Annotated in this window: 24 protein-coding genes; 9 read left to right on the forward strand and 15 right to left on the reverse strand. The window is 62.8% G+C overall.

Features of this window, described 5'->3' with window-relative positions:
* Nucleotide 1: 1 nt before the first annotated feature.
* The 4 genes from atpA to KUG85_RS12945 form a co-directional block, all read right to left on the reverse strand.
* Nucleotides 2-1,531: a F0F1 ATP synthase subunit alpha gene (atpA, locus tag KUG85_RS12930; protein WP_223005511.1), complete on the reverse strand. Its 1,530-nt coding sequence runs from the start codon at nt 1,529-1,531 to the stop codon at nt 2-4.
* Nucleotides 1,531-2,091 carry a F0F1 ATP synthase subunit delta gene (locus tag KUG85_RS12935; protein WP_223005512.1) on the reverse strand — a complete coding sequence of 187 codons (561 nt, stop codon included), beginning with the start codon at nt 2,089-2,091 and terminating at the stop codon, nt 1,531-1,533. The genes atpA and KUG85_RS12935 overlap by 1 nt, the downstream gene beginning before the upstream one ends.
* A 226-nt stretch (nt 2,092-2,317) precedes the next feature.
* Nucleotides 2,318-2,713, reverse strand: a complete 396-nt coding sequence (locus KUG85_RS12940; protein WP_223005513.1) for an AGROH133_08824 family phage infection protein — start codon at nt 2,711-2,713, stop codon at nt 2,318-2,320.
* A gap of 103 nt (nt 2,714-2,816) precedes the next feature.
* On the reverse strand, nt 2,817-5,003 hold the full coding sequence (locus tag KUG85_RS12945) for a primosomal protein N' (RefSeq protein ID WP_223005514.1): 2,187 nt from the start codon (nt 5,001-5,003) through the stop codon (nt 2,817-2,819).
* A 106-nt stretch (nt 5,004-5,109) separates the two neighbouring features.
* Here KUG85_RS12945 and fsa point away from each other — a divergent pair, with 106 nt between their 5' ends.
* Complete coding sequence (gene fsa / locus KUG85_RS12950; RefSeq protein ID WP_223005515.1) at nt 5,110-5,763, forward strand: fructose-6-phosphate aldolase; 654 nt, start codon at nt 5,110-5,112, stop codon at nt 5,761-5,763.
* A 128-nt stretch (nt 5,764-5,891) separates the two neighbouring features.
* Here the strand turns inward: fsa and KUG85_RS12955 are convergent, their stop codons facing one another.
* The 3 genes from KUG85_RS12955 to leuS form a co-directional block, all read right to left on the reverse strand.
* Entirely contained in the window at nt 5,892-6,896 is a 1,005-nt protein-coding gene (locus KUG85_RS12955; protein WP_255606396.1) for a 1-acyl-sn-glycerol-3-phosphate acyltransferase, read from the reverse strand.
* A gap of 114 nt (nt 6,897-7,010) precedes the next feature.
* On the reverse strand, nt 7,011-7,556 hold the full coding sequence (gene lptE, locus KUG85_RS12960; RefSeq protein ID WP_255606397.1) for an LPS assembly lipoprotein LptE: 546 nt from the start codon (nt 7,554-7,556) through the stop codon (nt 7,011-7,013).
* A gap of 46 nt (nt 7,557-7,602) precedes the next feature.
* A complete protein-coding gene (gene leuS, locus KUG85_RS12965; protein WP_223005517.1) occupies nt 7,603-10,218 on the reverse strand; it encodes a leucine--tRNA ligase in 2,616 nt (871 codons plus the stop codon).
* 111 nt (nt 10,219-10,329) lie between these two features.
* On the opposite strand from leuS, the gene KUG85_RS12970 reads away from it, so the two are divergent.
* Nucleotides 10,330-10,992: a YggS family pyridoxal phosphate-dependent enzyme gene (locus KUG85_RS12970; RefSeq protein WP_223005518.1), complete on the forward strand. Its 663-nt coding sequence runs from the start codon at nt 10,330-10,332 to the stop codon at nt 10,990-10,992.
* Between the two features lie 4 nt (nt 10,993-10,996).
* Here KUG85_RS12970 and KUG85_RS12975 read toward each other — a convergent pair whose 3' ends face one another.
* Together KUG85_RS12975 and KUG85_RS12980 are read right to left on the reverse strand one after the other, a co-directional pair.
* Nucleotides 10,997-11,323, reverse strand: a complete 327-nt coding sequence (locus KUG85_RS12975) for a hypothetical protein (RefSeq protein ID WP_322098565.1) — start codon at nt 11,321-11,323, stop codon at nt 10,997-10,999.
* 189 nt (nt 11,324-11,512) lie between these two features.
* On the reverse strand, nt 11,513-12,421 hold the full coding sequence (locus tag KUG85_RS12980; RefSeq protein WP_065816964.1) for a LysR family transcriptional regulator: 909 nt from the start codon (nt 12,419-12,421) through the stop codon (nt 11,513-11,515).
* A 122-nt stretch (nt 12,422-12,543) separates the two neighbouring features.
* On the opposite strand from KUG85_RS12980, the gene KUG85_RS12985 reads away from it, so the two are divergent.
* Both KUG85_RS12985 and KUG85_RS12990 read left to right on the forward strand, forming a co-directional pair.
* Entirely contained in the window at nt 12,544-13,731 is a 1,188-nt protein-coding gene (locus tag KUG85_RS12985) for an MFS transporter (protein ID WP_223005519.1), read from the forward strand.
* A gap of 33 nt (nt 13,732-13,764) precedes the next feature.
* Complete coding sequence (locus KUG85_RS12990) at nt 13,765-14,799, forward strand: aldo/keto reductase (RefSeq protein WP_223005520.1); 1,035 nt, start codon at nt 13,765-13,767, stop codon at nt 14,797-14,799.
* Between the two features lie 71 nt (nt 14,800-14,870).
* Here KUG85_RS12990 and KUG85_RS12995 read toward each other — a convergent pair whose 3' ends face one another.
* Nucleotides 14,871-15,143, reverse strand: coding sequence for an usg protein (locus tag KUG85_RS12995; RefSeq protein WP_007010905.1), 273 nt, complete (start codon nt 15,141-15,143; stop codon nt 14,871-14,873).
* Nucleotides 15,144-15,438: 295 nt separating this feature from the next.
* On the opposite strand from KUG85_RS12995, the gene acs reads away from it, so the two are divergent.
* Complete coding sequence (gene acs, locus KUG85_RS13000) at nt 15,439-17,394, forward strand: acetate--CoA ligase (protein WP_223005521.1); 1,956 nt, start codon at nt 15,439-15,441, stop codon at nt 17,392-17,394.
* A 562-nt stretch (nt 17,395-17,956) separates the two neighbouring features.
* On the opposite strand, the gene KUG85_RS13005 is transcribed toward acs, so the two are convergent.
* Both KUG85_RS13005 and KUG85_RS13010 read right to left on the reverse strand, forming a co-directional pair.
* Nucleotides 17,957-18,412: a thermonuclease family protein gene (locus tag KUG85_RS13005; protein ID WP_223005522.1), complete on the reverse strand. Its 456-nt coding sequence runs from the start codon at nt 18,410-18,412 to the stop codon at nt 17,957-17,959.
* A gap of 41 nt (nt 18,413-18,453) precedes the next feature.
* The gene (locus tag KUG85_RS13010; RefSeq protein WP_065816959.1) at nt 18,454-18,660 is read right to left on the reverse strand and encodes a DUF1674 domain-containing protein; all 207 of its coding nucleotides are present in this window, start codon (nt 18,658-18,660) and stop codon (nt 18,454-18,456) included.
* A 122-nt stretch (nt 18,661-18,782) separates the two neighbouring features.
* On the opposite strand from KUG85_RS13010, the gene htpX reads away from it, so the two are divergent.
* From htpX to KUG85_RS13025, 3 genes are all read left to right on the forward strand, one after another.
* On the forward strand, nt 18,783-19,781 hold the full coding sequence (gene htpX, locus KUG85_RS13015) for a zinc metalloprotease HtpX (RefSeq protein WP_223005844.1): 999 nt from the start codon (nt 18,783-18,785) through the stop codon (nt 19,779-19,781).
* Complete coding sequence (locus KUG85_RS13020; protein ID WP_407673664.1) at nt 19,772-21,157, forward strand: RsmB/NOP family class I SAM-dependent RNA methyltransferase; 1,386 nt, start codon at nt 19,772-19,774, stop codon at nt 21,155-21,157. The genes htpX and KUG85_RS13020 overlap by 10 nt, the downstream gene beginning before the upstream one ends.
* 105 nt (nt 21,158-21,262) lie before the next feature.
* Complete coding sequence (locus KUG85_RS13025; RefSeq protein WP_223005524.1) at nt 21,263-22,984, forward strand: heparinase II/III family protein; 1,722 nt, start codon at nt 21,263-21,265, stop codon at nt 22,982-22,984.
* A 209-nt stretch (nt 22,985-23,193) separates the two neighbouring features.
* On the opposite strand, the gene KUG85_RS13030 is transcribed toward KUG85_RS13025, so the two are convergent.
* A complete protein-coding gene (locus KUG85_RS13030; protein ID WP_065816957.1) occupies nt 23,194-24,213 on the reverse strand; it encodes an alpha/beta hydrolase family protein in 1,020 nt (339 codons plus the stop codon).
* Nucleotides 24,214-24,378: 165 nt separating this feature from the next.
* On the opposite strand from KUG85_RS13030, the gene KUG85_RS13035 reads away from it, so the two are divergent.
* On the forward strand, nt 24,379-25,392 hold the full coding sequence (locus KUG85_RS13035; protein WP_255606399.1) for an AraC family transcriptional regulator: 1,014 nt from the start codon (nt 24,379-24,381) through the stop codon (nt 25,390-25,392).
* On the opposite strand, the gene KUG85_RS13040 is transcribed toward KUG85_RS13035, so the two are convergent.
* On the reverse strand, nt 25,383-26,006 hold the full coding sequence (locus KUG85_RS13040; protein WP_223005525.1) for a LysE family translocator: 624 nt from the start codon (nt 26,004-26,006) through the stop codon (nt 25,383-25,385). The two genes, KUG85_RS13035 and KUG85_RS13040, sit on opposite strands and share 10 nt — an antisense overlap.
* Nucleotides 26,007-26,010: 4 nt before the next feature.
* The gene (locus tag KUG85_RS13045) at nt 26,011-26,463 is read right to left on the reverse strand and encodes an Lrp/AsnC family transcriptional regulator (protein WP_007008348.1); all 453 of its coding nucleotides are present in this window, start codon (nt 26,461-26,463) and stop codon (nt 26,011-26,013) included.
* Nucleotides 26,464-26,630 lie beyond the last annotated feature (167 nt).

The raw sequence follows: 26,630 nt of genomic DNA on the forward strand, positions 1-26,630 counted from the left end.
CTCAGGCGAAGTTCTTGGCGAATGCGTCGATCTGTGCCTTGAGCTTCTCACGCAGATCGTCGGAAAGCGCCTTTTCCTTGCGGATCGCTTCCAGCACGTCCTTGCCATCCGCACGCATGTGCGAAAGCAGGCCCTGCTCGAAACGGGTGACATCGCCAAGCGGCAGCTTGTCGAGGTAGCCATTCACACCGGCAAAGATCACGGCAACCTGCTCTTCCGTCTTCAGCGGCGAGAACTGCGGCTGCTTCAGGAGTTCGGTCAGGCGCGCACCGCGGTTGAGCAGGCGCTGGGTCGAGGCGTCGAGGTCAGAACCGAACTGCGCGAACGCAGCCATTTCACGGTACTGGGCGAGCTCACCCTTAATGGAGCCGGCAACCTGCTTCATGGCCTTGATCTGGGCTGCGGAGCCGACGCGCGACACCGACAGACCGACGTTCACGGCCGGGCGGATACCCTGGAAGAACAGGTTGGTCTCGAGGAAGATCTGACCGTCGGTGATCGAGATCACGTTGGTCGGAATGTAGGCCGACACGTCGTTGGCCTGCGTCTCGATGACCGGCAGAGCCGTGAGCGAACCGGCGCCCTGCTCGTCGTTCATCTTCGCCGCGCGCTCGAGCAGGCGGGAGTGCAGGTAGAAAACGTCGCCCGGGTAAGCTTCGCGGCCCGGCGGGCGGCGCAGCAGGAGCGACATCTGACGGTAGGCAACGGCCTGCTTGGACAGATCGTCATAGGCGATCACGGCATGCTTGCCATTGTCGCGGAAATATTCGCCCATGGCGCAGCCGGCGAACGGAGCCAGGAACTGCATCGGAGCGGCGTCGGAAGCGGTTGCGGCGACGATGATCGAGTATTCGAGAGCGCCGCGCTCTTCCAGAACCTTCACAAGCTGTGCAACCGTGGAGCGCTTCTGGCCAACGGCGACGTAGACGCAGTAGAGCTTCTGGCTCTCGTCGTCACCGTCGTTGAGCGGCTTCTGGTTGAGGAAGGTATCGAGAACGATGGCGGTCTTGCCGGTCTGGCGGTCGCCAATGATCAGCTCGCGCTGGCCGCGACCGATCGGGATCAGGGCGTCAACGGACTTCAGACCGGTCGACATCGGCTCGTGAACCGACTTGCGGGGAATGATGCCCGGCGCCTTCACATCGACGCGGCGACGCTCTTTCGCCTTGATCGGGCCCTTGCCGTCGATCGGGTTGCCGAGCGCGTCAACAACGCGGCCGAGCAGCTCCGGACCGACCGGAACGTCAACGATGGCGCCGGTACGCTTCACCGTGTCGCCTTCCTTAATGTCGCGGTCGCTACCGAAGATAACGACGCCGACATTGTCGACTTCCAGGTTGAGCGCCATGCCGCGGATGCCGCCGGGGAACTCCACCATCTCACCGGCCTGGACATTGTCCAGACCATAGACGCGGGCAATGCCGTCGCCCACGGAGAGCACCTGGCCAACTTCTGAAACTTCGGCTTCCTTGCCGAAGTTCTTAATCTGATCCTTCAGAATTGCGGAAATTTCCGCCGCACGGATGTCCATCAGCCGACCTCTTTCAGTGCAAGCTTGAGCGAATTGAGTTTGGTTTTGAGCGATGTGTCGATCTGGCGCGAGCCCATCTTGACCACCAGCCCGCCGAGAATGGAGGGATCAACGGAAACGTTGATTGAAACGTCCTTGCCAGCCACTGCCTTGAGGGCGGCCTTCAGTTCCTTCTCCTGCGTCGCGTTGAGCGCATGCGCTGCCGTCACGTCCGCCGTGGTCTCACCGCGATCTTCTGCGGCAATGTGGCGGAATGCGCGGATCATCTGCGGAACGGCGAACAGACGCCGGTTCTTCGCAACGACACGCAGAAAATTGCCGACCAGACCCGTGATCTTGGCCTTGTCGAGAACGGCGCTGATCGCCTTCAGCTGGTCGTCGGCGGAAAAAACCGGGCTCTCGACCAGGCGCTGAAGATCGTCGCTGCCTGCAAGTAGTTTCTCGAAACGGTCGAGGTCGGCCTCGACTGTGGAAATCGCCTTGGCTTCCTTCGCCAGTTCGAAAAGCGAACCAGCGTAGCGCCCTGCCATTCCGGAAATCATGGAGCCAGATTGTGCCACGGGATGGTCATCTCTCACGCCTAGAAGGCCACAAGATTTTCTGCTGGAGCGCCAGGCTCGGGCTAAATCTCTGACCTGATTGAATTTTTCCCCTCGCAAAAAGACATGGGACATGCCCTTCTGCCGAAAGCCGATTGCCGTCTAGCACAGGCTTCCGAGAGTCGCAACACGCATACCCCCCGGCAAACAGGCTGCTTTGTCGCAGTTTCGACGCATTTTTGATCCGTCAGGCAACGAATCCCATCACAAAGGCCAGCGGCAGCACCGCCAGAACGAGCGACAGGAGCAAAAATAGCCAGCTATAAAGCGCCTTCGCACCGTCCGAGAGCATCGAGATCACACAGCCGAAAACCGACACGGCCCACGCCGCCCCGAGCGCCAGATAGATGAAGGGCTGCGCCAACATCATCGCCGCGAGCCCGAAGCCAATATAGAAGCCGCCGATGATGGCGCGCGGCACGACCAGCATCTCGGTGCGCTCCACCGCCGGCTGCAGCCTGAAGAGCTTCAGCGCCAGCCGCGGCATGAACATGACGAACAGGCCGATGAAGATTGTCACCGCCGCCGCCGACCATGCCAGCCATTCGCCCTGGGTTACCGGCCATGGAAAGGAGAACTGCATCTGAAACCCCCGTTTGCGGATTGTGGCCCGAGAAGGCCTATTTCAAGCTTCGGCTCTCTTATCCTGTTTCAACCCTCGCGCGGCATAGCGGACCTGCCACACTTCACAGAAAACTCTGCGGATCGATATCCACCTGCACCCGCACCGAGCCGCGCGGCCTTGGCCCTGCCTTGATCATGTCACGCAGAAAGCCCTGAATGTCCGCCCGGCGCGTGCCCTGCACGAGCAGCCGGAACCGGTGCCTGCCGGCCACCAGCGCCAGCGGCGCTTCCGCAGGTCCCAGAACGTCCAGTTCATAGGCCTGCGGCGCCGCACGCCGCAGCCCCCGCGCATGGCTTTCAGCCTCCTGGCGCGTGGCCGCACTTACGATGATACCGGCAAGCCTGCCAAATGGAGGAAGCCCCGCCCGTTCGCGCTCGGCCGTCTCGCGCTCGTAAAACGCCTCCGCATCACCCGTCACGATCGCCCGCATCACCGGATGTTCCGGCTGATAGGTCTGCAACAGGCCGAGGCTCTTTCGCCCCGTGCGGCCCGCGCGGCCCGTCACCTGCGCCAGAAGCTGAAAGGTGCGCTCCGCCGCGCGCGGATCGCCATTGGCCAGCCCCAGATCCGCGTCGATCACACCCACCAGCGTCATGCCGGGGAAATTGTGCCCCTTGGCCACAAGCTGCGTGCCGATGATGATGTCTGCCTCGCCCTTGGCGATGGCCTCCAGTTCCAGCCGCAGCCGCTTCACGCCCCCCATCATGTCGGAGGAGAGCATGATGGTGCGCGCATCGGGAAAAAGCTGGTCCACCTCTTCGGTGATTCGCTCCACCCCCGGCCCGCAGGCCACCAGATGATCGAGCGTGCCGCATTCCGGGCACGCTTCCGGGCGCGGCTCATTGTATCCGCAATGATGGCACACAAGCTGCCGCCGAAAGCGATGTTCCACCAGCCAGCTCGAACAGTCCGGACATTGAAACCGATGCCCGCACACCCGGCACAGCGTGAGCGGCGCATAGCCGCGTCTGTTCAGGAACAGAAGCGACTGCTCGCCCCGCGCCAGCGTCTTCTTCATCTCCTCGATGAGCACCGGCGAGAGAAACCCGCCACGCTCTGGCGCCGCCTTGCGCATGTCTATGGTGGCAAGCTCCGGCAACGCCGCATCGGCAAAGCGTGAGGACAGCACGATCCGCTCATAGCGGCCCTGATTGGCATTGACCCGGCTTTCAAGCGATGGCGTTGCAGACGCAAGCACCACCGGAAAGCCGCCGATATGCCCCCGCACCACGCCCATGTCGCGCGCATTGTAGAAAACACGGTCTTCCTGCTTGTAGGCCGGATCGTGCTCCTCATCGATCACGATCAGGCCAAGCTCGCGAAAGGGCAGGAAAAGCGCCGAGCGCGCGCCCGCCACCACCCGCAGCTGCCCTTCGGCCACCTGCCGCCAGACACGCTCGCGTTTCTTCGGCGCAAGGTCGGAGTGCCATTCGGCGGGCTTTGCGCCAAACCGGTCATGAAAGCGTTCGAGAAAAGCCTGTGTCAGCGCGATCTCGGGAATCAGGATCAGCACCTGCTTGCCCCGTTCCAGCGCCGCAGCCACCGCCTCGAAATAGACCTCCGTCTTGCCCGATCCCGTTACGCCGTCGATCAGAGTCACGCTGAAGGCATCGGCGCCGGCCTTTTCCCGCAAACGATCCGCCGCTTCCGCCTGACCGTCGGTCAGCGTCGCGCGTCCGAATGCCGGGTCGGGCGCGGCCACAACGGGGCGCGGCGGGATCGAAACCGTTTCGAATACGCCCTGCGTGCGCAAACCCTCGATCACGCTGGAGGAGACGCCAGCGGCATGGCCAAGCCCCGCCTTGGTCCATGCCTGGCCGTCGGCGGCCATCTCCAGCACGCGTTCGCGGGCTGCCGTCAGCCGGTCGGGGCCCATGCCCTCCACAAGCCGCAGCCCCTCGGTCGGCGGTTCGGGATCGAACGCCGCCGGCGCACGCAGCAGCATGCGCGCCACCATACCGGGCGGCGAAAGCGTGTAGCTCGCCACCCAGTCGACGAAACGGCGCATCTCTTCGGGGATCGGCGGACAGTCGAAAACCCCGGCAATGGCCCGAAGCTTTTTCGCCGCCACCGCCTCGCCCGGCCCATCCCAGACAATCCCCGCCACCTCGCGCGGCCCCAAAGGCACGCGCACGATGGAGCCCGGCTCCACGCGCATGTCTTCCGGCACCGCATAGGAGTAGGGCCGCTCGGCCGGCATCGGCACCATGACCGGAACAACGGAGCTCATTGGCGAATCTTTTGTCATCGGGCGTGACCTTGCCCTGTTCTTGCATTAGAGCAAAGACCGAACATATGGAGGATGGAAGTGCATCCTCTCAATCCCCGCCTTCGGACTGCCTAAGGAGTTTGCCATGAAGTTCTTCGTCGACACCGCCGACGTCAATGAAATCCGCGAATTGAGCGACACCGGTCTGCTCGATGGCGTCACCACGAACCCGTCGCTGATCATGAAGTCGGGCCGCGACATCATGGAAGTGACGAAGGAAATCTGTGACATCGTCGATGGCCCGGTTTCCGCGGAAGTGACCGCAACCGACTTCGAAGGCATGATGAAAGAGGCAGAGGTTCTCTCCAAGATCGCAGACAACATCTGCATCAAGGTGCCGCTCACCATGGATGGCCTCAAGGCCTGCAAGGCGATCACCTCTTCGGGCCGCCTCGTCAATGTCACGCTCTGCTTCTCGGCCAATCAGGCGCTGCTCGCCGCCAAGGCCGGCGCCACCTTCATCTCGCCCTTCATCGGTCGTCTCGACGACATGGGTATCGATGGCATGGACCTGATCGCGGAGATTCGCACGATCTACGACAATTACGATTTCAGCACCGAAATCCTCGCCGCCTCCATCCGCACCGTAAACCATGTGAAGCAGGCCGCCCTGATCGGCTCCGACGTGGCAACCGTGCCGCCGTCCGTTTTGAAGGCGCTGGTCAAGCACCCGCTCACCGACAAGGGCCTGGAAGCCTTCCTCGCCGACTGGGCGAAAACCGGCCAGAAGATCGGCTGAGGCTAAACAGCCGGAAGCAACCTCGGTGCAAGATTTGCACCGACACAGACGCCCCCCTTCTCCCCGCCCGCGGGGAGAAGGGGCTGCCACGATGTTCAGCAAGCCCATCGGCACGCTCGCCGCAAATCCTAAAAGGTCGCGTCCGGGTCTTCGCGCAGCCGGTGCACCGTGTGCTCCTGAAGGCGCGCGGCCACATCCGCCGGCTCACCTTCACCCAGCGCGTCCGGCATGATCGGTTTGCCGATCACCATGCTGATCGCCCGGCCCTTCTTGTTCAGAAGCTCGTGGAACAGCGTCATGTCGCGCAGTTCTGTCGAATAGCGCGAGAGCAGATAGAACAGGCCCGAATTGCGCGCCGTCATGTTCATTGGAATGACCGGCACCTGATAGCGCCGCGCGAGCGCCACCACGGAAGGCTGCCAGGGGCGTTCGGTCAGCTTGTCCTTGTTCCAGTACGCGATTCGTCCGGAGGGGAAGAGCACGACGGCCTTGCCGGTATTGAACGCCTTGGCGGTCATTTCCAGCGTATCCCGGCTCTTGGCGTGAGACTTTTCGCCCGCGCGCCATTCCACCGGAATGATCAGATCGCGGAACCGCGAATTGACACGCAGGGCGTCGCGGTTGGCGAAAATCGCCATATCCGGACGAACGGCCTTCATCATGTCGTAGACGGCGATGCCGTCGGCAATGCCGGTCGGGTGATTCGGCGCAAGGATAAAGCCGCCCGAAGACGGTATATGCTCAAGTCCGCTCGCCGAGATTTCCAGCGAAAGAAGCCGACTGATATAGGCGAAGGCATCCCGACCGGATAATTCGGCAACCTCGTCGGCCATGGTCACGGCCTGCCGATAGTGCAGAAAGCGGTAGAGAAAGGGCTGAGCCAGAGGCCACAGCATATTCTGCGAAAGATGCGTGGTGCGCTCGGCAATCAGTTGATCGACCACATGCGGCGTTTCGGGCGCATAGACGTCGCGTCCCAGAACGCGGCTACCAAGAACCGCAGCGACCGAGGTCAGCGTCGTGTGCAGAGCCATGGACGAAGTGCCCCCTGCAGCATTTCGGTTCTCGTCATCACCGTCATTCCGCTCCTTCGACTTGTCGGAAGATGAGCTTCCACGGAAATAGCGCAACATTCAGAGATCACGCCTCACAGGCTGTTTCACCGAATACTGTGACGACGCAATGACACGAATGCAAGATTACAACGTCCATGTGCAGCGAAACGACGACCGCTGAGGGCAGCAGCGTTATGATCCGTTCTCCGCGCGCGCCAGGTCCTGCCCCAGCGCCAGACGCAATTGCTCCGCCAGTTCGCGGGCAGCGCGGTTTTCGGCATCGCGTTCTGCGCGCAGCGCGGCGAACTCCTGTCGCGGCACATCGTAGGCCGAGGAAATCTGGCGGCGCCCGGTCGCAACCACACTGCCGGTGCCGCTGTCGGTAACCTTGTAATCCGCCGTCATCGTCATGAGGCTGGAGGTGGGCTCATTGTCGGTACGAACCTGCACGCGTGCCGCCGCGGAGCTCGACCGTCTCACGGAAAGATCGAGCGTATACCGTGCGCCTGAGGGCTGGCCGGCCCCGCCATTGAGCAGGAAAATCAGATGGTTGCGAACCTCCTGCGCATAGCGTGTGTCGACCGGCGCAATGGCGATTGACGACAGGGCGGGCACAGAGGCATAGCCGCTTGACGTTACATCCGGCGTGGCCATCAGGGGGTGCACCGTGCAGCCGGACGCCACCGCCAATGAAAATGCCAGACCGGCCAGAAGCGAAACGCGAAACGTCGGGTTCAAGCTTTCCCCCTGTTTTCCAAACAGCATCAATCCGGGTCCCGCGGCATCAGGCAACGATGTTGACGATACGCTGCGGAACGACGATCACCTTGCGCGGCTCAGAACCGTTCAGCGCCTTCTGGACGAAATCGAGCTGGAGCACCGCATCTTCGACCGCAGATTGATCTGCGTCGCGCGCAATTGTCAAATCACCACGCTTCTTGCCGTTGATCTGAACGGGCAGGACGATTTCATTGTCCACGACCAGCGCCGGATCGAACGCCGGCCAGGCGCTCGCGGCGACCAGCCCCTCACCGCCGATCGTAGCCCAGCACTCTTCGGCCAGGTGCGGCATGAAGGGCGCGACCAGATGGATCAGGATGTCGACGGCCTCGCGCGCTGCGCCCTTCGCCGCGTCGTCCGCGCCAGCCAGCGCCGACAGCGGTTCCTGCAGATCGTTGACGAGCTGATGAACGCGCGCGATGGCACGGTTGAACGCCAGCTTCTCGATGTCTTCGCCCACGGCCTTCAAGGCCTTGTGCGCCGCCTTCGAGGTCGCAACGGCAGAGCCCTCATGCGCCGCCTTCGGCGCCACACCACGCACATGATCCGCAACTTCGGAGACCAGACGCCACACGCGCTGCACGAACCGGTGCGCGCCGGTCGCGCCATCGTCCGTCCATTCCACGTCGCGCTCTGGCGGGGAATCGGACAGCATGAACCAGCGCGCCGTATCCGCACCGAAGGACTCGATGATGTCCTCCGGGCTCACCGTGTTCTTCTTGGATTTCGACATTTTCTCGAGCGAGCCGATCGATGCGGGCTCACCTGTGGCAATCTCCACCGCCTTGCGGCCATCGCCCGAGCCTGTGATTTCCACCTCGTTCGGAGCCAGCCAGCGGCCATCGGATGAACGATAGGTCTCGTGCACCACCATGCCCTGCGTGAACAGGCCCTTGAAGGGCTCGGCCACATCCAGATGGCCCGTCGCGCTCATGGCGCGGGCAAAGAAGCGCGAATAGAGCAGATGCAGGATCGCATGCTCGATGCCACCGATATACTGGTCGACCGGCAACCATTCATTGGCGGCCTTCGGATCGGTCGGGGCATTCTCCCAGGGCGCGGTGAAGCGCGCGAAATACCAGGACGAATCGACGAACGTGTCCATCGTGTCCGTCTCGCGCCGGGCATCGCTGCCGCATTTCGGGCACTTCACATGCTTCCAGGTCGGGTGGCGGTCGAGCGGATTTCCGGGACGGTCGAACTCGATGTCGTCGGGCAGCTTGACCGGCATGTCGGCCTTCGGCACCGGCACCACGCCGCAATCGTCGCAATGGATCATCGGGATCGGGCAACCCCAGTAGCGCTGGCGCGAAACACCCCAATCGCGCAGGCGGAAGTTCACCTTGCGCTCGCCCACCGGTCGGCCATTGATCGTCTGAGAGGAGAGGCGCTTTGCCACCTCCTCGAACGCCGCCTTCGGCTTCATGCCATCGAGGAAGCGCGAATTGATCATCACGCCATCATCCGTATAGGCCTCTTCGGTGATCTGGAAGGTCGCGGCATTCGCGCCTTCCGGCATCACAACCGGCGTCACCGGCAGGCCGTATTTGTTGGCGAAATCCAGATCGCGCTGGTCGCCCGAGGGGCAGCCGAAAATCGCGCCCGTGCCGTAGTCCATCAGCACGAAATTGGCGACATAGACCGGCAGCGTCCATTCCGGATCGAAGGGATGGCGCACGCGCACGCCCGTGTCGAAACCTTTCTTCTCCGCCGTCTCCAGCGCCGCAGCCGAGGTGCCGATACGGCGGCACTCTTCGCAGAATGCGGCAAGCTCGGCATTGTCGGCGGCCAGTGTCTTCGCCAGCGGATGGTCGGCGGCAATCGCCATGAAGGACGCGCCAAACAGCGTGTCGGGCCGGGTCGTATAGACCTCCAGCTCGTTCACGCCCTCGGGCGCCGTCTCTTCTGCCAGAGCCCAGCGGATCAACATGCCTTCCGAACGGCCGATCCAGTTGCGCTGCATCAGGCGCACCTTCTCCGGCCACTGGTCGAGATCGTCGATGGCATCGACCAGATCCTGCGCATAGTCGGTAATCTTGAAGAACCACTGCGCCAGCTCGCGCTGCTCGACTTCCGCGCCGGAACGCCAGCCGCGACCGTCGATCACCTGCTCATTGGCAAGCACCGTCTGGTCCACCGGGTCCCAGTTGACCTTGGAGGTTTTGCGCGTCACCAGCCCCTTCTCGAAGAAGTCGACGAAAAGCATCTGCTGGCGATGGTAATAATCCACATCGCAGGTGGCGAACTCACGGCTCCAGTCGAGCGACAGACCGAACGTCTTCAGCTGGTCGCGCATCACCGCGATGTTCTGATAGGTCCACTCCTTGGGGTGCACCTTGTTCTGCATCGCCGCGTTTTCTGCCGGCATGCCGAACGCGTCCCAGCCCATCGGGTGCAGAACATTGTAGCCCCTGGCGCGCTTGTAACGCGCGACCACGTCGCCCATCGTGTAATTGCGCGTGTGGCCGATGTGAATGCGCCCGGATGGATAGGGGAACATCTCGAGCACGTAGTATTTCGGCCGCCCGTCATCATTGCTGGCCTCGAACAGCTTTGCCTCGTCCCAGGCTTTCTGCCAGCGGGGTTCTGCGACACGGGGATTGTAACGTTCGGTTGCCATGGCCGGATTTTCACAAGATAAGAAGCGGAAATGATGTCGGCGGACCTTCACCATGGTTTCGCCGAAGCGTCAACTCCAAGAGGCCTTTTTGGAAGAGGGATCAGCGAACCGATGAGCCACGCCGTCGAGAATTTGCAGGATGTCAAAGCGAAGATAGCAGCAGCGGAGAAAGCTGCCGGACGCTCAGGCGAGCCGGTCACACTGGTCGCCGTTTCCAAGACGTTCGATGCAGATCAGATCCGCCCGGTCATCGAGGCGGGCCAGCGTGTTTTCGGCGAAAACCGCGTCCAGGAAGCCCAGGGCAAATGGCCCGGCGTCAAGGAAGCCTTCCCCGACATCGAGCTGCGCCTGATCGGCCCGCTGCAGTCCAACAAGGCCGCCGATGCCGTCGCCCTGTTCGATGTTATCGAGAGCGTCGACCGCGAAAAGATTGCCCGCGCGCTCTCGACCGAGATGCAGAAACAGGGCCGGCACCCGCGTCTTTATGTCCAGGTCAACACTGGCCTCGAAGAACAGAAAGCCGGCATCGACCCGCGTCAGGCCGTCACCTTCGTCAAACATTGCCGCGAGGAATACGGCCTCGCCATCGAGGGTCTCATGTGCATCCCGCCGCTCGACGAAAACCCCGGCCCGCATTTCGCACTGCTGAAAAAGCTCGCCGCCGAAGCCGGCGTCGAGAAATGCTCCATGGGCATGTCCGGTGACTACGAGAAAGCCATCGCCTTCGGCGCCACCAGCGTGCGTGTCGGATCAGCGATCTTCGGCGCGCGCTGAGGGATCAGGCACCCGCCGCCGAGCGCCCCGTGGCGCGCACAACAATAATCAGAAACAAAAGCGCTCCGAGCAGGATGAGCACCGCACCGGCTTTCGCCAGCCCCTCGCCCATTCCCAGGATCGCAAACGCAATGCCCGGCGCCGTGACGATCACTCCGAGCTGGGCAAGAAGCACCTGCAATCTGGCCAGCCGCCCCTCCGCAGCCTGCGGCACCAACGTGTAAAAGGCACCGTAAAGCCCAATGGTGACCCATCCGAGTAGGTTCAGATGTCCATGCGCGGGCGCCAGAGTGTGGTCGCCCGACGCCGCCATGTAAATTCCAAAGCTCATCCCAAGCACCGCATAAAGCGGAGCCGTGATCCAGCATACTCTCGCAAGCCCGTTCATAGCTGCCCCTTCCGCCACTCGGCGCGGCAACCGGGTCACATCGGTTCCGGTCCCGTGGCGCCCTGTTCCGTGAGGCAACAGTCTACATCGGGGGCGAAGGGGTAGGAATATAGGCACAATGGCTGCCCCGAATTAGGCGATCTTGACCTTCTCGGCCAGAAAATCGAGGAATGCCCGGACGCGGGTCGGCAGGAATTTTCCGTGTCCGACATAGACCGCATAGACACCTTCGCGATCGCCCGGATTGAAATTCTCCAAGAGCGGCACCAGCCGCCCCGCGTCAATGTCCGGCTGGATGTGCCAGCGGGCATGGCGGGCGATGCCCGCGCCCGCCAGCGCCATCAACCGCATGGCCTCACCGTCACTGACAAGCGTGCCGGCAGTGGGCGGGATGCTGCTTTTCAGCCCCTCCGGTCCGATGAAGGGCCACCCTTCATGAATGCGCGAAAAGCAGAAACCGAGCAACGCGTGGCCGGCAAGGTCGGCCGGGCTCTCCGGTCGTCCATGTACTTCCAGATAAGAAGGCGCGGCCACGACGGCCATGCCGCTATCACCAAGCTTGCGCGCGATCAGGCTCGATTCGGCGAGCGCTCCGGCACGGATGGCGACATCCGCCCTCTCCTCGATCAGATCGATCACCCGGTCCGTCAACACCAGATCCACCACCACATCCGGATAACGGGCCGTGAATTCTGGAAGCAGCGGGATCAGCCGGTTCTGGCCGAAAGGCACGTTCGAGTTGACCCTGAGGCGCCCGCGCGGCGCGGATCCCGCCGCAGCTTCCTGCTCAGCCGCCTGGATATCCGCCAGAATGCGCACACCGCTTTGATAGAAAGCGCTTCCCTCCGGGGTTATCTGAAGCCGGCGCGTGGAGCGACGCAGCAGCCGCGTTCCAAGCCGGGCCTCGAGCCGCGCCACCAGCTTGCTGACGGCGGACGGCGTCATCTTCAGATCGCGCGCCGCGGCGGAAAAACTCTGCAATTCCACCACCCGCACGAACACTTCGATCTCACCGGAACGGTTTATGTCGATACGCGCCATTTATGAATTGAATTCCATGATGATTTTATTTTTCGAAGTCTAATTCATCAATCGGCAGACGTCCATCTAAGCGCAAGTGGTCAATCCAAATTCGCCCTTTCGCAACGACAAGAGCCTTTGACATGCCCCTTGCACTCTACGCGCTGACCGCCGGCGCTTTCGGCATCGGCGTTACCGAATTCGTCATCATGGGTCTGCTTCTGGAGGTGAGCGCCGATCTTGACGTCACCATCTCCGCAGCCGGTCTCCTCATTTCCGGTTATGCGCTCGGCGTGGTGGCCGGCGCGCCCATCCTGGGCGCTCTGACCGGGCGCTGGTCCCGCAAGACCCTGCTGATCGCCCTGATGGTCATCTTCACGCTCGGCAACCTCGCCTGCGCGCTTGCGCCCAACTACTGGGCCCTCATGGCCGCGCGCGTGCTGACGGCCTTTGCACACGCATCGTTCTTCGGTGTTGGCTCCGTGGTGGCCACTGGCCTTGTCTCCCCCGACAGGCGTGCCTCGGCTATCGCCATCATGTTCACCGGCCTCACCGTGGCAAACATTCTCGGTGTGCCGTTCGGCACCTGGCTCGGTCAGGCTTTCGGTTGGCGCTCCACATTCTGGGCCGTCACGCTGGTGGGCCTTGCAGCCCTGGCCATCATTGCCGCCTTTGTTCCACGCGACGATGCTTCCGCTGGTGAGGACGACAGCGGAAACACGCTCGCCGTGCTGGCCCGCCCGCAAGTGCTTCTCGGCCTTCTGACAACGGTGCTGAGCTGGGTCGGCGTGTTTGCTGCCTTCACCTACATTGCGCCTATCCTCACACGCATCACCGGCTTTTCAGAAAGCGCGGTCTCACCCATCCTGCTCGTCTTCGGCGGCGGCCTCATCGCCGGAAACCTCATCGGCGGGAAATTCGCCGACCGATGGCTCGGACCGGCTGTTCTCGGATCACTCGCCCTGCTCTCGGCCGTCCTCTTTGCCATGAGCTTCGCCGTCCACGAAAAGGTCGGCGCCGTGATCGCCATCGGGGTGTTCGGTGCTGCCGCCTTCGCCACCGTGCCGCCCCTGCAGATGTGGGTGCTCGAAAAAGCCGAGGGCGCCGGGCAGGGCCTCGCCTCCTCCTTCAACATCGCCGCCTTCAATCTCGGCAATGCGATCGGTGCCTGGCTGGGCGGCGCGGTGATCGACCGCGGCCCGGGCCTTGGTGCCGTCATCTGGATCGCCGGCCTTGTGCCCATGGCGGCTTTCGCTGTCGCTTTCGCCGCTCAGCGCATGGAGCACCGGCGCACAAGGCGGGAAGCCGTCTGCGATCCCGCCACATCCTGACCTTTCATCCTCTATCCAACCAGGGAGCAAACCATGGAATACAGAAATCTCGGCGCATCGGGCCTCAAGGTTCCGGTCTTGAGCTTCGGCACGGGGACCTTCGGCGGCACTGGCCCCCTTTTCGGGGCTTGGGGCACCACTGACGCGAATGAAGCCCGTCGTCTCATCGATATCTGCCTCGACGCCGGGCTCAATCTCTTCGATACGGCGGATGTCTATTCAGACGGCGCTTCCGAAACGGTTCTGGGCGAAGCTATCAGGGGCCGGCGTGATGCGATGCTGATCTCCACCAAGACGGCCCTGCCCATGGGCGAGGGTCCGTCCGATGCCGGCACCTCGCGGGCCCGTCTCGTTCGCAGTGTGGACGCGGCCCTGAAACGCCTTGGAACCGACTATATCGACCTCCTGCAACTGCATGCCTTCGATGCCGCAACGCCGGTCGAGGAGGTTCTGTCGACCCTTGATGATCTCGTGCGTGCCGGCAAATTGCGCTATCTCGGCGTGTCCAATTTTTCCGGCTGGCAGGTGATGAAGTCGCTGGCGGCCGCTGAGCGTCATGGCTGGCAGCGCTATGTCGCTCACCAGGTCTACTATTCGCTGGTCGGTCGCGATTACGAATGGGAATTGATGCCGCTCGGCCTCGATCAGGGTGTCGGCGCGCTGGTCTGGAGTCCGCTCGGCTGGGGCCGGCTTACCGGCAAGATCCGTCGTGGCGTTCCCCTCCCCGAGGGCAGCCGCCTGCACGATACGGCCAGCTTCGGCCCGCCCGTTGACCAGGAACAGCTTTATCGCGTGGTGGATGCGCTAGAGGACGTGGCCGAGGAAACCGGGAAAACGGTTCCACAGATAGCAATCAACTGGCTTACACGCCGGCCGAGCGTCTCCTCCGTCATTGTCGGTGCCCGCAACGAGGAGCAGCTACGCCAGAATCTCGGCGCTATCGGCTGGTCGCTGTCGGATGAGCAGATCGCGAAGCTGGATGCGGCAAGCCTCACCGATGCCGCCTATCCCTATTTCCCCTACCGGCGGCAGGAGGCGTTCGCCCGCCTCAGCCCGCCCGCCGTCTGACCCCGCGATGCGGCCGGGCATGGAGTGAGGAGGAGGCTCCACGCCCGGCAGCGGCCTGACCCCAACAGGCATCAGTGCAGGACAAGCTCTCCGGCCACGCTACGCCACTCGCTCGGCGAGATCAGTTTCCTGTGCGTGTAGGTGACCGAATGAAGCGGTCCGTCAAGCGTCTCGTTCCAGAAGTCGATAAACCGGTAGAGTGCCGGAAAATCCGGTGCTGTGTCGTAATGCTGCCATAGAAAACTCTGCAGGATCGTCGGATGATCCGGCATGTGATAAAGAAACTCTGCCGTCGTCAGTCCATAGCCCCGGAGCATCAGCTCCATTTCGCCCTTCTGCTGCATGTGCTTCCTTTCCGAATCGGGTTCCGGATTGAGAAATTGTGCGGCGAAAGCGATTCTTCGTCCAGCCTGATGCTGTCACATATGCGTAAATTTATCGTGTAAATACAAATTATTAGCAGCCGGAATCCATCGGTGCTAACGCTCTGGCCCATGCGTTTTGTGCGGTTCTACCGCTGCCACCAAATGTCTAATGTTGTAGCGGCAGGCAGAATGGTAATAATGCGCGCGAGCCAGCGGACCCTGCGTCTCGATGCGCAGCTCCAGTCCCAGCAAGTGCCTACCCGGAGGAGGAAAAATGTCCGAAGTGCATGTTCACCGCGTCAAATCCGCGTGGAAGAAAAACGCGCTCATCGACGATGAGACGTATCTCAAATGGTACAAGGACAGCGTCAGGGATCCGGAAAAATTCTGGAAGAAGCACGGCAAGCGCATCGACTGGTTCAAGCCTTACACCAAGGTGAAGAACACCTCCTTCAAGGGCAAGGTTTCGATCAAATGGTTCGAGGACGGCGTGACGAACGTCGCCTACAACTGCATCGATCGCCATTTGAAAAAGCGCGGCAACCAGACTGCCATCATCTGGGAAGGTGACAATCCCTACGACGACAGGAAGATCACCTATAACGAGCTCTACGAGAAAGTCTGCCGGCTCGCCAACGTGCTGAAGTCGCGCGGCGTCAAGAAGGGTGACCGCGTCACCATCTACATGCCGATGATCCCGGAAGCCACCTATGCGATGCTCGCCTGCGCGCGCATCGGCGCGGTCCACTCGGTCGTGTTCGGCGGGTTTTCGCCCGATTCGCTTGCCGGCCGCATCGAGGACTGCCAGTCGGATTTCGTCATCACCGCCGATGAGGGCCTGCGCGGCGGCAAGAAGATTCCGCTCAAGGAAAACACCGACAAGGCCATCGCACTGGCCGAAAAGGCTGGCGCAAAAGTGCGCCACGTTCTGGTTGTCCAGCGCACTGCGGGCAAGATCAACTGGTTCGAGGACCGCGATCTCTGGTACCACGAGGAAACCGCGAAGGCGAAGCCAGAGTGCAAGCCGGAGAAGATGAAGGCGGAAGACCCACTCTTCATCCTCTATACATCGGGCTCGACCGGTAAGCCGAAGGGCGTTCTGCACACCACGGGCGGCTATCTCGTCTATGCCTCGATGACGCACGAATATGTCTTCGACTATCACGAGGGCGACGTCTACTGGTGCACCGCCGATGTGGGCTGGGTCACCGGCCACAGCTACATCGTCTATGGGCCGCTGGCCAACGGCGCCATCACCCTGATGTTCGAGGGGGTGCCCAACTATCCGGACGCCTCCCGCTTCTGGCAGGTTGTCGACAAGCACAATGTCAACATCTTCTATACTGCCCCCACCGCGATCCGCGCCCTGATGGGCGCCGGCGACGAATTCGTCACCCGCGCCTCGCGCAAATCCCTGCGCATTCTGGGTTCGGTCGGCGAGCCGATCAATCCGGAGGCCTGGGAGTGGTATTACAACGTCGTCGGCGACAAGAAATCACCGATCGTCGACACATGGTGGCAGACGGAGACCGGCGGCATTCTCATCACGCCGCTTCCGGGTGCAACCGACCTCAAGGCGGGTTCTGCCACGCGTCCGTTCTTCGGCGTCCAGCCGCAGCTCGTCGATGGCGAGGGGCAGGTGCTCGAAGGCGCGACCAGCGGCAATCTGTGCATCACCGATTCCTGGCCCGGCCAGATGCGTTCTGTCTATGGCGACCATGAACGCTTCATCCAGACCTACTTCTCCACCTACAAGGGCAAGTATTTCACCGGCGACGGCTGCCGCCGCGACGAGGATGGCTATTACTGGATCACCGGGCGCGTCGATGATGTCATCAACGTCTCCGGCCACCGCATGGGCACGGCCGAGGTGGAATCCGCGCTGGTCAGCCACGACAAGGTGTCGGAAGCTGCCGTGGTCGGCTATCCGCACGATGTGAAGGGCCAGGGCATCTACTGCTATGTCACCCTCATGGCCGGCGAAGAAGGTTCCGAAGAGCTCAAGAAGGAGCTCGTCGCCCATGTGCGCAGCGAGATCGGTCCGATCGCCTCGCCCGACAAGATCCAGTTCGCCCCCGGCCTGCCCAAGACGCGTTCGGGCAAGATCATGCGGCGCATTCTGCGCAAGATCGCCGAAGACGATTACGGCGCGCTTGGCGATACATCGACCCTCGCCGATCCGGCCGTGGTCGACGATCTGGTGGAGAACCGCCAGAACAAGAAGGGCTGACAGTCCGAAGCGCCGCGTGCCCTGCGCGGCGTTTTTGCCCTCCCCCTTGCGGAAATGAGCGATCGCCTCCACATTGGTGGTGTCGTCAACGAACCGAAAGGAGGTGATCCAATGTCGAGTGATTTCCGTTCAAGCGTGGTCTCGATGGATTGCCTTCGCGGGGAGCAGTCTCCCCGTTGAAGCGCATGAAGCGCGGATGGTCTGCCACCGCAGACCGGCCATGACCGCGTGCGAATTCGAAAACACGGGGCCGTTCCTTCGGGAACGGCCTTTTGTTTTTGAGCGCGGGTCGCATGTTTGAAAAGAAGGCGCTAGCCCCTCATCCCCCTGCCGGGACCTTCTCCCCGCCTGCGGGGAGAAGGACGCCATTCTCGAGCATCGGACCCAAAAGCGGAAATCCGGCTTTCGGTCATTCCAACGTTTCATCACGTTCTTTGTGCACCCGGGTGACACAGGGCTATCCAATGGGAAGGCGCTGACTTCGAAGCCCCCTTCTCCCCGTGCACGGGGAGAAGGTGAGGATGAGGGGCGAGCGCCGACGCATCAGAAAATCACGCCACCATCAACACACGAACGAAACCCGCCGTCCGCCGCCATAGGCCGCCACAAGCCGGGCGTCCAGCAGACGCGATGCAACATCCCCGCCCGGTTCCGTCGTCACGTCGGCAAGCACGCGCCCGTAATACTTGCCGCCACTGATATCGCTGATCCAGACGGAACCTTCTGCCAGCAAGCGGTCGAGCACCGCACGCGCCTTACGTGCTGCCGCTTTTTCAGCAGCACAGCGGCTGCGCAGTTCCGGCGCATCCACACCACGGATACGCACACTGACCCTGATGCGCTGACCCGGCCAGACATGCGCCTCGGCAACGAATGTGTCCCCGTCGATCACGCGCAGAACACGGGCTTCCACCGGTCCGGAGATCACCTCCCTGCGTGCGGCAAAGGCCACCGGTTGAGCGCTCAACGCACCGGCAAGCAACACTGCAACAAATGCTTTGTGGAAGAGATGAGGCATTAGAGGAATATATTCCTCTAATGCGCGTTGCGCAACCGGAATCAGAAATCCGTTGCGATTCCCTTCACTTCCCAGTCGCCATAGCGTGCCGGGTCGTGGCCGCCGCGTCCGCCAAGCTCCTTCGGAGCCTTTGCGGCTTCTGCCTCATAGGTTCTGCGCCGGGCCTCGGCTTCCGCCAGCGCACGCATGGCTGCCGGCGAGAGAAGCTTTTCCGGTGCATCTTCCTGTCTGTCCGTCTCGTCTTTCACGGCAACTTCCTCTCGAAAACGGGGAAATATTGAATACACGAAGCGCGTTCCCCATCATATAAGCGATTGGTCGCGCCATGGAAAATCGCTGGCGCGACCTCATTCTGGAGCTTGAGACGACGATGAACATGATACGCACTGCGATGCTCCTGGCCCTGATGACGGCCCTCTTCATGGGCGTGGGCTATCTGATCGGGGGCACAGGCGGCATGATGATCGCCTTCCTGATCGCTGCGGGCATGAATCTGTTCAGCTACTGGAACGCCGACAAGATGGTGCTCAGGATGCACCATGCCGTCGAGGTCGACGAGCGCAACGCGCCGGAATACTTCGGCATCGTGCGCGATCTGGCGGCGCGCGCCGGCCTTCCCATGCCGCGCGTCTACCTGATCCAGAACGACCAGCCCAACGCCTTCGCCACCGGCCGCAACCCGCAGAACGCGGCGGTCGCCGCCACCACCGGCCTGCTCGACCGGCTGAGCTATGAGGAAGTGGCCGGAGTGATGGCGCACGAGCTTGCCCATGTGCAGAACCGCGACACGCTCACCATGACCATCACCGCGACGCTGGCCGGCGCGATCTCCATGCTCGGCAATTTCGCGTTCTTTTTCGGCGGTAACCGCGACAACAACAATCCACTCGGCTTCATCGGCGTTCTTGTGGCGATGATCGTCGCACCGCTCGCCGCCATGATGGTGCAGATGGCCATCAGCCGTACACGCGAATATTCGGCCGACCGGCGGGGCGCGGAGATCTGCGGCAACCCGCTGTGGCTCGCTTCCGCGCTCGACAAGATCGCCCGGCGGGCAAAGCAGGTGGTCAACCAGGATGCCGAGCGCAATCCAGCCACCGCGCACATGTTCATCATCAACCCGCTCTCGGGCGAGCGCATGGACAATCTGTTCTCCACCCACCCCGATACGGACAACCGCATCGCCGCCCTTCAGGCATTGGCCGGCGAAATGCGCGCGACGCCTGAGCCGCAGCCCCGTGAGGAGAACCACGGTCCATGGGGAGCGCGGACCGAAGCGCCCGAACCCCGGCCCCAACCCAAATCCGAGTCCAAATCCGACCCCCGCTGGGGTCGTGACGCCAAAGGGCGCAAAGGCCCGTGGTCGTGAGCCGCCCCACTGCGCGCCGCACCACCGGCAAAAACCACCCCACGCCTGAGACCTTCGACAAGCCAGGCCTTGAGACCCGCCGCGTGGCCACGAAACTGCTCGCCGCCGTGGTGGATGCGCACGCCTCGCTCGACGGTCTCACCGACCCCGCCCACGGCCAGCCGAATTTTCGCGCGCTCGATGCGCGGGACCGCTCGCTTGTCCGCGCCATCCTGATGAGCGCGCTGCGTCATCGCAGCACCATCGAGGCCCTGCTCGCGCGCCGTCTGGAGCGCCCGTTGCCCGCCAACGCCCGCGCGCTTTCTCATGCGCTTCACGTCGCCGCGGCGCAGATCCTGTTTCTCGACGTGCCCGACAGCGCCGCCGTCGACCTCGCCGTGACCCAGGCAAAGAGCGACCCGCGCCTCGCCCGGTTTTCGGGCCTCGTCAACGGCGTGCTGCGCAATCTGATCCGCGTCAAGGCACGCGCGCTCCCCGCCGCCCTTGCCCAGACGCGTGAGGCGCCCGAGTGGTTTGCCGCGCGGCTGGAAGCGGCCTATGGCGCGGAAAAGACCGCCGCCATCCTCGCCATGCACCGGCTGGAACCGCCGGTGGACTTCACCGTCAGGCAAGACCCGCAACGCTGGGCCGAGGCGCTGGGCGGCATCGTCCTGCCCACCGGAACGGTACGCATCGCAAAGCTTGAGGCCGGCGTCGACACGCTCCCGGGCTTCGAGGAAGGCGCATGGTGGGTGCAGGATGCCGCCGCCAGCCTGCCCGCGAAACTGCTCGGCAACATCGCCGGCACGCGCGTTGCGGATCTCTGCGCCGCCCCCGGCGGCAAAACCGCACAGCTCATCCATGCCGGCGCAGACGTCACCGCAGTCGACCTTTCGAAAAGCCGGCTCAAACGCCTTGCAGAAAACCTGAAGCGCCTGCGCCTAGAAGCGCAGATCGTCGAATCCGACATCCGAAAATTCGAACCCGAAACCCCGTTCGATGCCATCCTCATCGATGCCCCCTGCTCCTCCACCGGCACGGTGCGGCGGCATCCGGATGTGCCGTGGACAAAGACGCCCGAAGACATCGAGAAACTCGCCAGCCTGCAGCGCGCGCTGCTCGACCATGCGGTAACGCTGGTCAAGCCCGGTGGCCGGATCGTTTTTTCCAATTGCTCGCTCGATCCCACCGAAGGCGAGGCGATGCTCGAAGCCTTTCTGGCAGAAACCCCGCACGTGGCGCTCGATCCCATCCAGCCCGATGAATTGCCCGGCATCGCCAGCTTCGTCACACCGCAGGGTTTCCTGCGCACGACGCCCGCCGACAGGCTTGGTGAGGAACCGCTGGCGCAGGGGCTCGACGGCTTCTTCGCCGCCCGTCTGATACGCAAGCCCTGAGCTGGTCCTGCCATCTGTGCGTGCTGATATATTTCAACTTCGCACAAATCCTTGAATCATTTAGACTCTCGCCTGATTTGGGGTCACGGAAAGAAAAGTCGGTCGTTGGATCAAGCACGGGGACACTCCCCCCACGAGCTGTGGGGCCTTGTTGCGCGGCAGGCATGGGCGCGCCTGCGGCGACGCCTGCGCGCGGGCCCGTCCTATCGCTGGCGCTATTCCGGGCGCACGCCTGAACGCGTTCTCATCGCGCCGCCGGACCTGCGCATCGCAGATCCCCAGGTCGCGCGCGACATCTATCACGGCCAGTTCCTGCTTGCGGGCCAGCTTGTCGAGACACGCGGCCAGTCGCCCTTCCGCGTTCCCGTCAACGACCTCCCCTGGCAGGATGCCCTGCACAGTTTTCGCTGGCTGCGCCACATGCGCGCCGCCCAGAGCGACCTCGCCTCGGCCAATGCCCGAGCTTTGGTGGAAGAATGGATGGCGCTCTACGGCAGGCGCGTCTCCGGCATGCCGTGGGAGCCGGGCACCACCGCCCGGCGCCTCATCGCATGGCTTCAGCATTCCTCCGTCGTGCTGCAGGGCGCCGAGCTTCCGTTTTATCGCCAGTTCCTGAAAATGCTCGCCGTGCAGATGCGCTACCTGCGCACAAACGCCCGCGAAATGCCTGATGGCGAAGACCGGCTGCGTGCCCGCATCGCGCTGGCATTCTGCGCCCTGTCGCTGCCGGCACCCGCCACCGCGGTCAAGGCCGCCAGCCGCAATCTTGCCCAGGAACTTGACCGGCAGATACTCGCCGACGGCGGCCATGTCTCGCGCAATCCACGCGCGATCATGGAACTTCTGACCGACCTTCTGCCGCTCAGGCAGACCTATACCAATCAGGCGGAGCAACCCCCGCAGGCACTGATCGACGCCGTCGAGCGCATGCTGCCGGCACTGCGCTTCTTCCGTCACCGCGATGGTTCCATCGCCCGTTTCAACGGCATGGGCATCACCCAGCACGACAGTGTCGCCGCCATCCTGCGCTACGACGATACCGGCGGCGCACCGCTTCTGCATGCACCGCATTCGGGCTATGAGCGTCTGGCGCTGGGCGCCACCACGGTCATTGCCGACACGGCGCCGCCACCACCGGCCGACCTTTCTCATTTCGCCCATGCGGGCTGCCTGTCTTTCGAAATGTCGTCCGGCCGCCATCAGTTCGTGGTCAACAGCGGCATCGACAACTACGGCGACGACAGCTACCGACCGCTTGCGCGCACCACGGCGGCACATTCCACCATCACGCTCAACGACACGTCGCAGGCCCGCTTCAGCCTCTCCCCGAAATGGAGCGATTTGATCGGCACGCCGTTGATCGGCGGACCCCGCAAGGTCGAATGCCGACGCGACGATGGCGCGGGCGTCCACCGCTTCACCGCCAGCCACAATGGCTATGTCTCGCGGTTCGGCCTGATACATGAACGCGCCCTCTCCCTTTCCGAAGAAGGCGCGGTGCTTGAAGGCATCGACCGTATCGTCCGGCCCGACGGATCTCCTTCAACGGCAGTCGGCGACGATGCGGTGGCCGTGCGCTTCCACATCCATCCCGACATCGACATCTACCGCGACCCCGAAGGCCGCCACATTCTGGCGGGCGAGGCCACCGACACCTGGCTCTTCACTGTCGAGGGCATCATTCCCGTGGTTGAGGAATCGATCTTCTTCGCAGGCCTTGGCGGCCCCCGCAGGAGCCGCCAGATCGTTCTCTACACCACGGCCTCCGAGCATCCAGAGATCCGATGGCGGCTCCGCAGGACGCACGCCATAAACGGCAACGGCTAGATCGGCCCAGATTGGGCATGGTTCGTGGTGCGTGGTTCGACAAGCTCACCATGAGGGGCGGGGATACTGCTTCAAGGGTGCTGCGGACTGGGTCGAAGATCCGAGGGACGGGTTTGCCAGCCACCACCACCCTCATGGTGAGCTTGTCGAACCACGCACCACGTCAATGCTGCAAAGCCTGCTCAAACACCCCACATGATCAGGCCGGATCAAAGCCCGGCAAACGCCGCGATCTCGTCGACAATCGCCTCGTGAACTGCCGCCCGATCGGTCCCTTCGGGATCGTCACAAACCGGGTCGTCCTTTTCCGCGGCGAGCATCGCCGCCCCTTCCGCCTTGCACTCCGCAAGGAAGGTGAAATGATGCGCCGGTGCGATTGTCTTCAGCACCGCAGACGGCAGCTTTTCGGCCAGGTCGCTCCCGTCCGGCCCCACATCCGCAGCCTTGAACAGATGGGTCCGACCGAGATTGATGAGCAGCACCGGCATGTCGGTCCGGGCGACGCTTTCCGGCGTCGCCGCATAGGTCATGCCAGGGTCGATGGCGATTGCCTGTCCGATGCGATCATCGCGCAGCGCAGCGCCGAACCCTTCGGGAAGCGCCTCGAGATCGACGCCTCCCTTGGCGAAGAACACGCAGTCCTGACCTTCGTCCCCAATCCATGCGCAATAGGCAGCATACGCATCAGGGTCGAAGCGCAGCCCGGCAAGGTTCAGCGCCGTGGCGCCGCCAAGCGAAAAGCCAAGCGAGGCAATGCGCGAACGATCCACGTGATCGGCAAACGCAGGCTCATCGAGCAGCGCGTCGAGTGCAGCGCTGAGGTCGGCCGCCCGCTCATCGAGCCGCACCGAGCGGCGCGGAGAAGAATCGCCCGACGTGCTGCCTGGATGATTGACCGCCAGCACCATCGCGCCGCGCATCGCCAGCGCCGAGGAAAGCCAGGAGATGGCGTCCATGTTGCCGCCAGAGCCATGCGAGAGCACGAAGAGCGGAAAACGCCCCTCCGCCACCGCAGCACCGACATAGGCCGAAGAGCCCTGAAAAACGGCATTGTCGCCCACCAGGCCGCGATAGGTCGCCTTACCCGCCGGATACCACACCGAGGCAGCCAGAACCGATGGGCGGTGATCCGCCTTCACCGTCAGCCGGTCATATCCGGCATAGGGTTCAGCCATGGCTGCGCCCGTCAGGCCCATGCCGATAAGAAAAGCAGAAAGCAGTTTTTTCATATCCGTCATCCTTTCATCTGGATGACGCCAATCTGCTCAACCCGCGTTCTGCCCGCGTCCTAAAACCGGTTTCAGGTCGCACCGAACCGGTTTTCGCACGATAGGTTTCCGCGGATGTTGCCACCGTCTCGTGGCGATGCCACAACCCAGACTCTTGCAGGAAACATGCAGACGCCATCCATGCTGGTCCTTCCCATTCCAACAATCGTCGCACTCGTTCTCGGTGCGTTCCTGATCCGGATCGCCATTTCCGGCGAGCGCGCGCCATTCCTGATGGCACTGCTTGCCGCCTGCGCGCTGCAAAGCCTCATCGTTTCGCTGCGCCAGCATTATGGCATCGGCGCCCTTCTGCCCCTTCAGCCCGTCACCGCCACTTTCGTGCCGCCGCTCACCTGGCTCGCTTTCCAGACGGCCTCGTTCCGGCCATTCTCACTGCCACGCGATCTTATGCACCTGGCAGCACCTGCCTTCGCGGCTTTCTGCGTCGTCTTCGCGCCGGGTACGCTCGATACGGTGGTACCGGCCATCTTCGTTCTCTATGGGCTCGCCATTCTGGTGAAGCTGCACCGCAGCGGCGATGACCTGCCTCTGGCACGGCTTGAGGCCGGACGCCTGCCAGCCCGAATCTGGGGTGGCATCGGCCTCGCCCTCATCCTGTCGGCGCTCAGCGACGCGCTCATCGCGCTCGCCATCATGACCGGCCAGACCGGGCTGCCGCCAGTCATTGTCAGCGTCTTTTCGTCGGCCGCACTGCTTGCCATCGGATTGCTCAGCATTTCACCCAATGCCATGGGTGAGACGGAGGCGGAATCCCCGCCGCAAAGTCCCCACCCCAGCGAGGAAGATGCCCATCTGGTCCAGCGGCTCGATGCGCTCCTTCAGACCGATACGCTCTACCTCGATCCCGCACTCACCCTTGCCCGGCTTGCCCGGCGATTGCATGTACCGGCGAAGCAACTCTCCTCCGCCATCAATCTGGTCAGTGGCGAAAACGTTTCGCGCTACATCAACCGGCACCGCATCCACCACGCCTGCCGCGCACTGGAGGATGGCGCCAATGTCACCGAAGCCATGCTTTCGAGCGGCTTCAACACCAAATCCAATTTCAACCGCGAGTTCCGGCGCATCACCGGAACAACGCCACGCGAATGGCGGCCGGAAGCCGGCAATCAGAGGTAGCTGCGCACAACCGAACCGATGGCGAAAGCCGCAAAGGCGAGCAGGACCACACCGGAAATGCGCGACACCCACCGCGAGAGGCTTTCAGGCAACCGCGCGCGCGCCAGCGCCACGCCGCCGCTCAGAATGAACCACCAGAGAAGCGAGCCGAGAAAGACGCCGATCACCACGACCAGCGCATCGGCGGGGTGTGGCGTGTCCGCCAGCCCGAGACCGGCAAACATAGCCGCAAAGGCCAGAATGGTCATCGGATTGGTGATTGTCAGGAAGAACGTGGCAGCGGCGGTTCCGAAGAGATCGCTTGCCCGTGCCTCGGCAGCCGCCCGCAAAGGTGCCGGCGAAAAGCTCTTCCATCCGAGCCACGCCAGAAACGCGCCGCCGGCAAGCTTGAGCGGCACGTCGACCACCGCAAGGGCCGCCGCAAACGCTGCAAAACCGATGGCCGCCAGCGCCGCATAGACGGCATCCGCCAGTGCCGTGCCCAGACCGCCGGCCACCCCGGCCCACAGCCCGTGCTCCAGCGTCCTGTTCACGCACAATGCGCCGATCGGCCCGAGCGGCGCCGCCACCGCCAGCCCAAGCAGCAGGCTTTTGCCGAAGAGCAGCGCGTCCAAATCGTCAGCCCTTCTCGACCGGCGCGAAGGACCCTGGCTCCACCGTCGACAGGGCGACGACGGACTCGCTGCGGGCCAGAAAGCCATGTTTCTTCATGTCTTCCAGCACGCTTTCCACATCGGCGAGCGAAGGCACCCGCGCCTTGATCAGATAGGACCACGGCCCCGTCACGTGGTGGCATTCCTCCACCGCCTTGTGGGCCGCGGCAAACACCCGGAATGCCTCTTCATTGACGTTCTGCACCAGCGACACCCAGATGAAGACGAGCACCGGGCAGCCCAGCGCCGCCGGATCGGCATCCACCGTGAACCGCCGGATAACACCGCTGGCTGAAAGCCGGCGAATGCGCTCATTGACCGCGGATGCGGAAAGCCCCACCACGCCACCAATATCGGCGAGCGAACGGCGTGCATCCTCGGCCAGAAGGGTCACGATTTTATGGTCGATTTGATCCATGACAATCTTCCTGCAAATCCATTTATCGGATAATTTGCAGAAGAAAGGCAATTAGTCAATAAAATATGCGGTAAAAATATAGAAACGCCGCAAAATTAGCAAAACGCTTCTTAAAGCACATTCGGGTTCCCTGATTGCCACAGGCGGCCGCTCTTGTCGAGTAAGCC

It is taken from the genome of Nitratireductor rhodophyticola (assembly GCF_019891355.1).
Taxonomy (GTDB): domain Bacteria; phylum Pseudomonadota; class Alphaproteobacteria; order Rhizobiales; family Rhizobiaceae; genus Nitratireductor; species Nitratireductor rhodophyticola.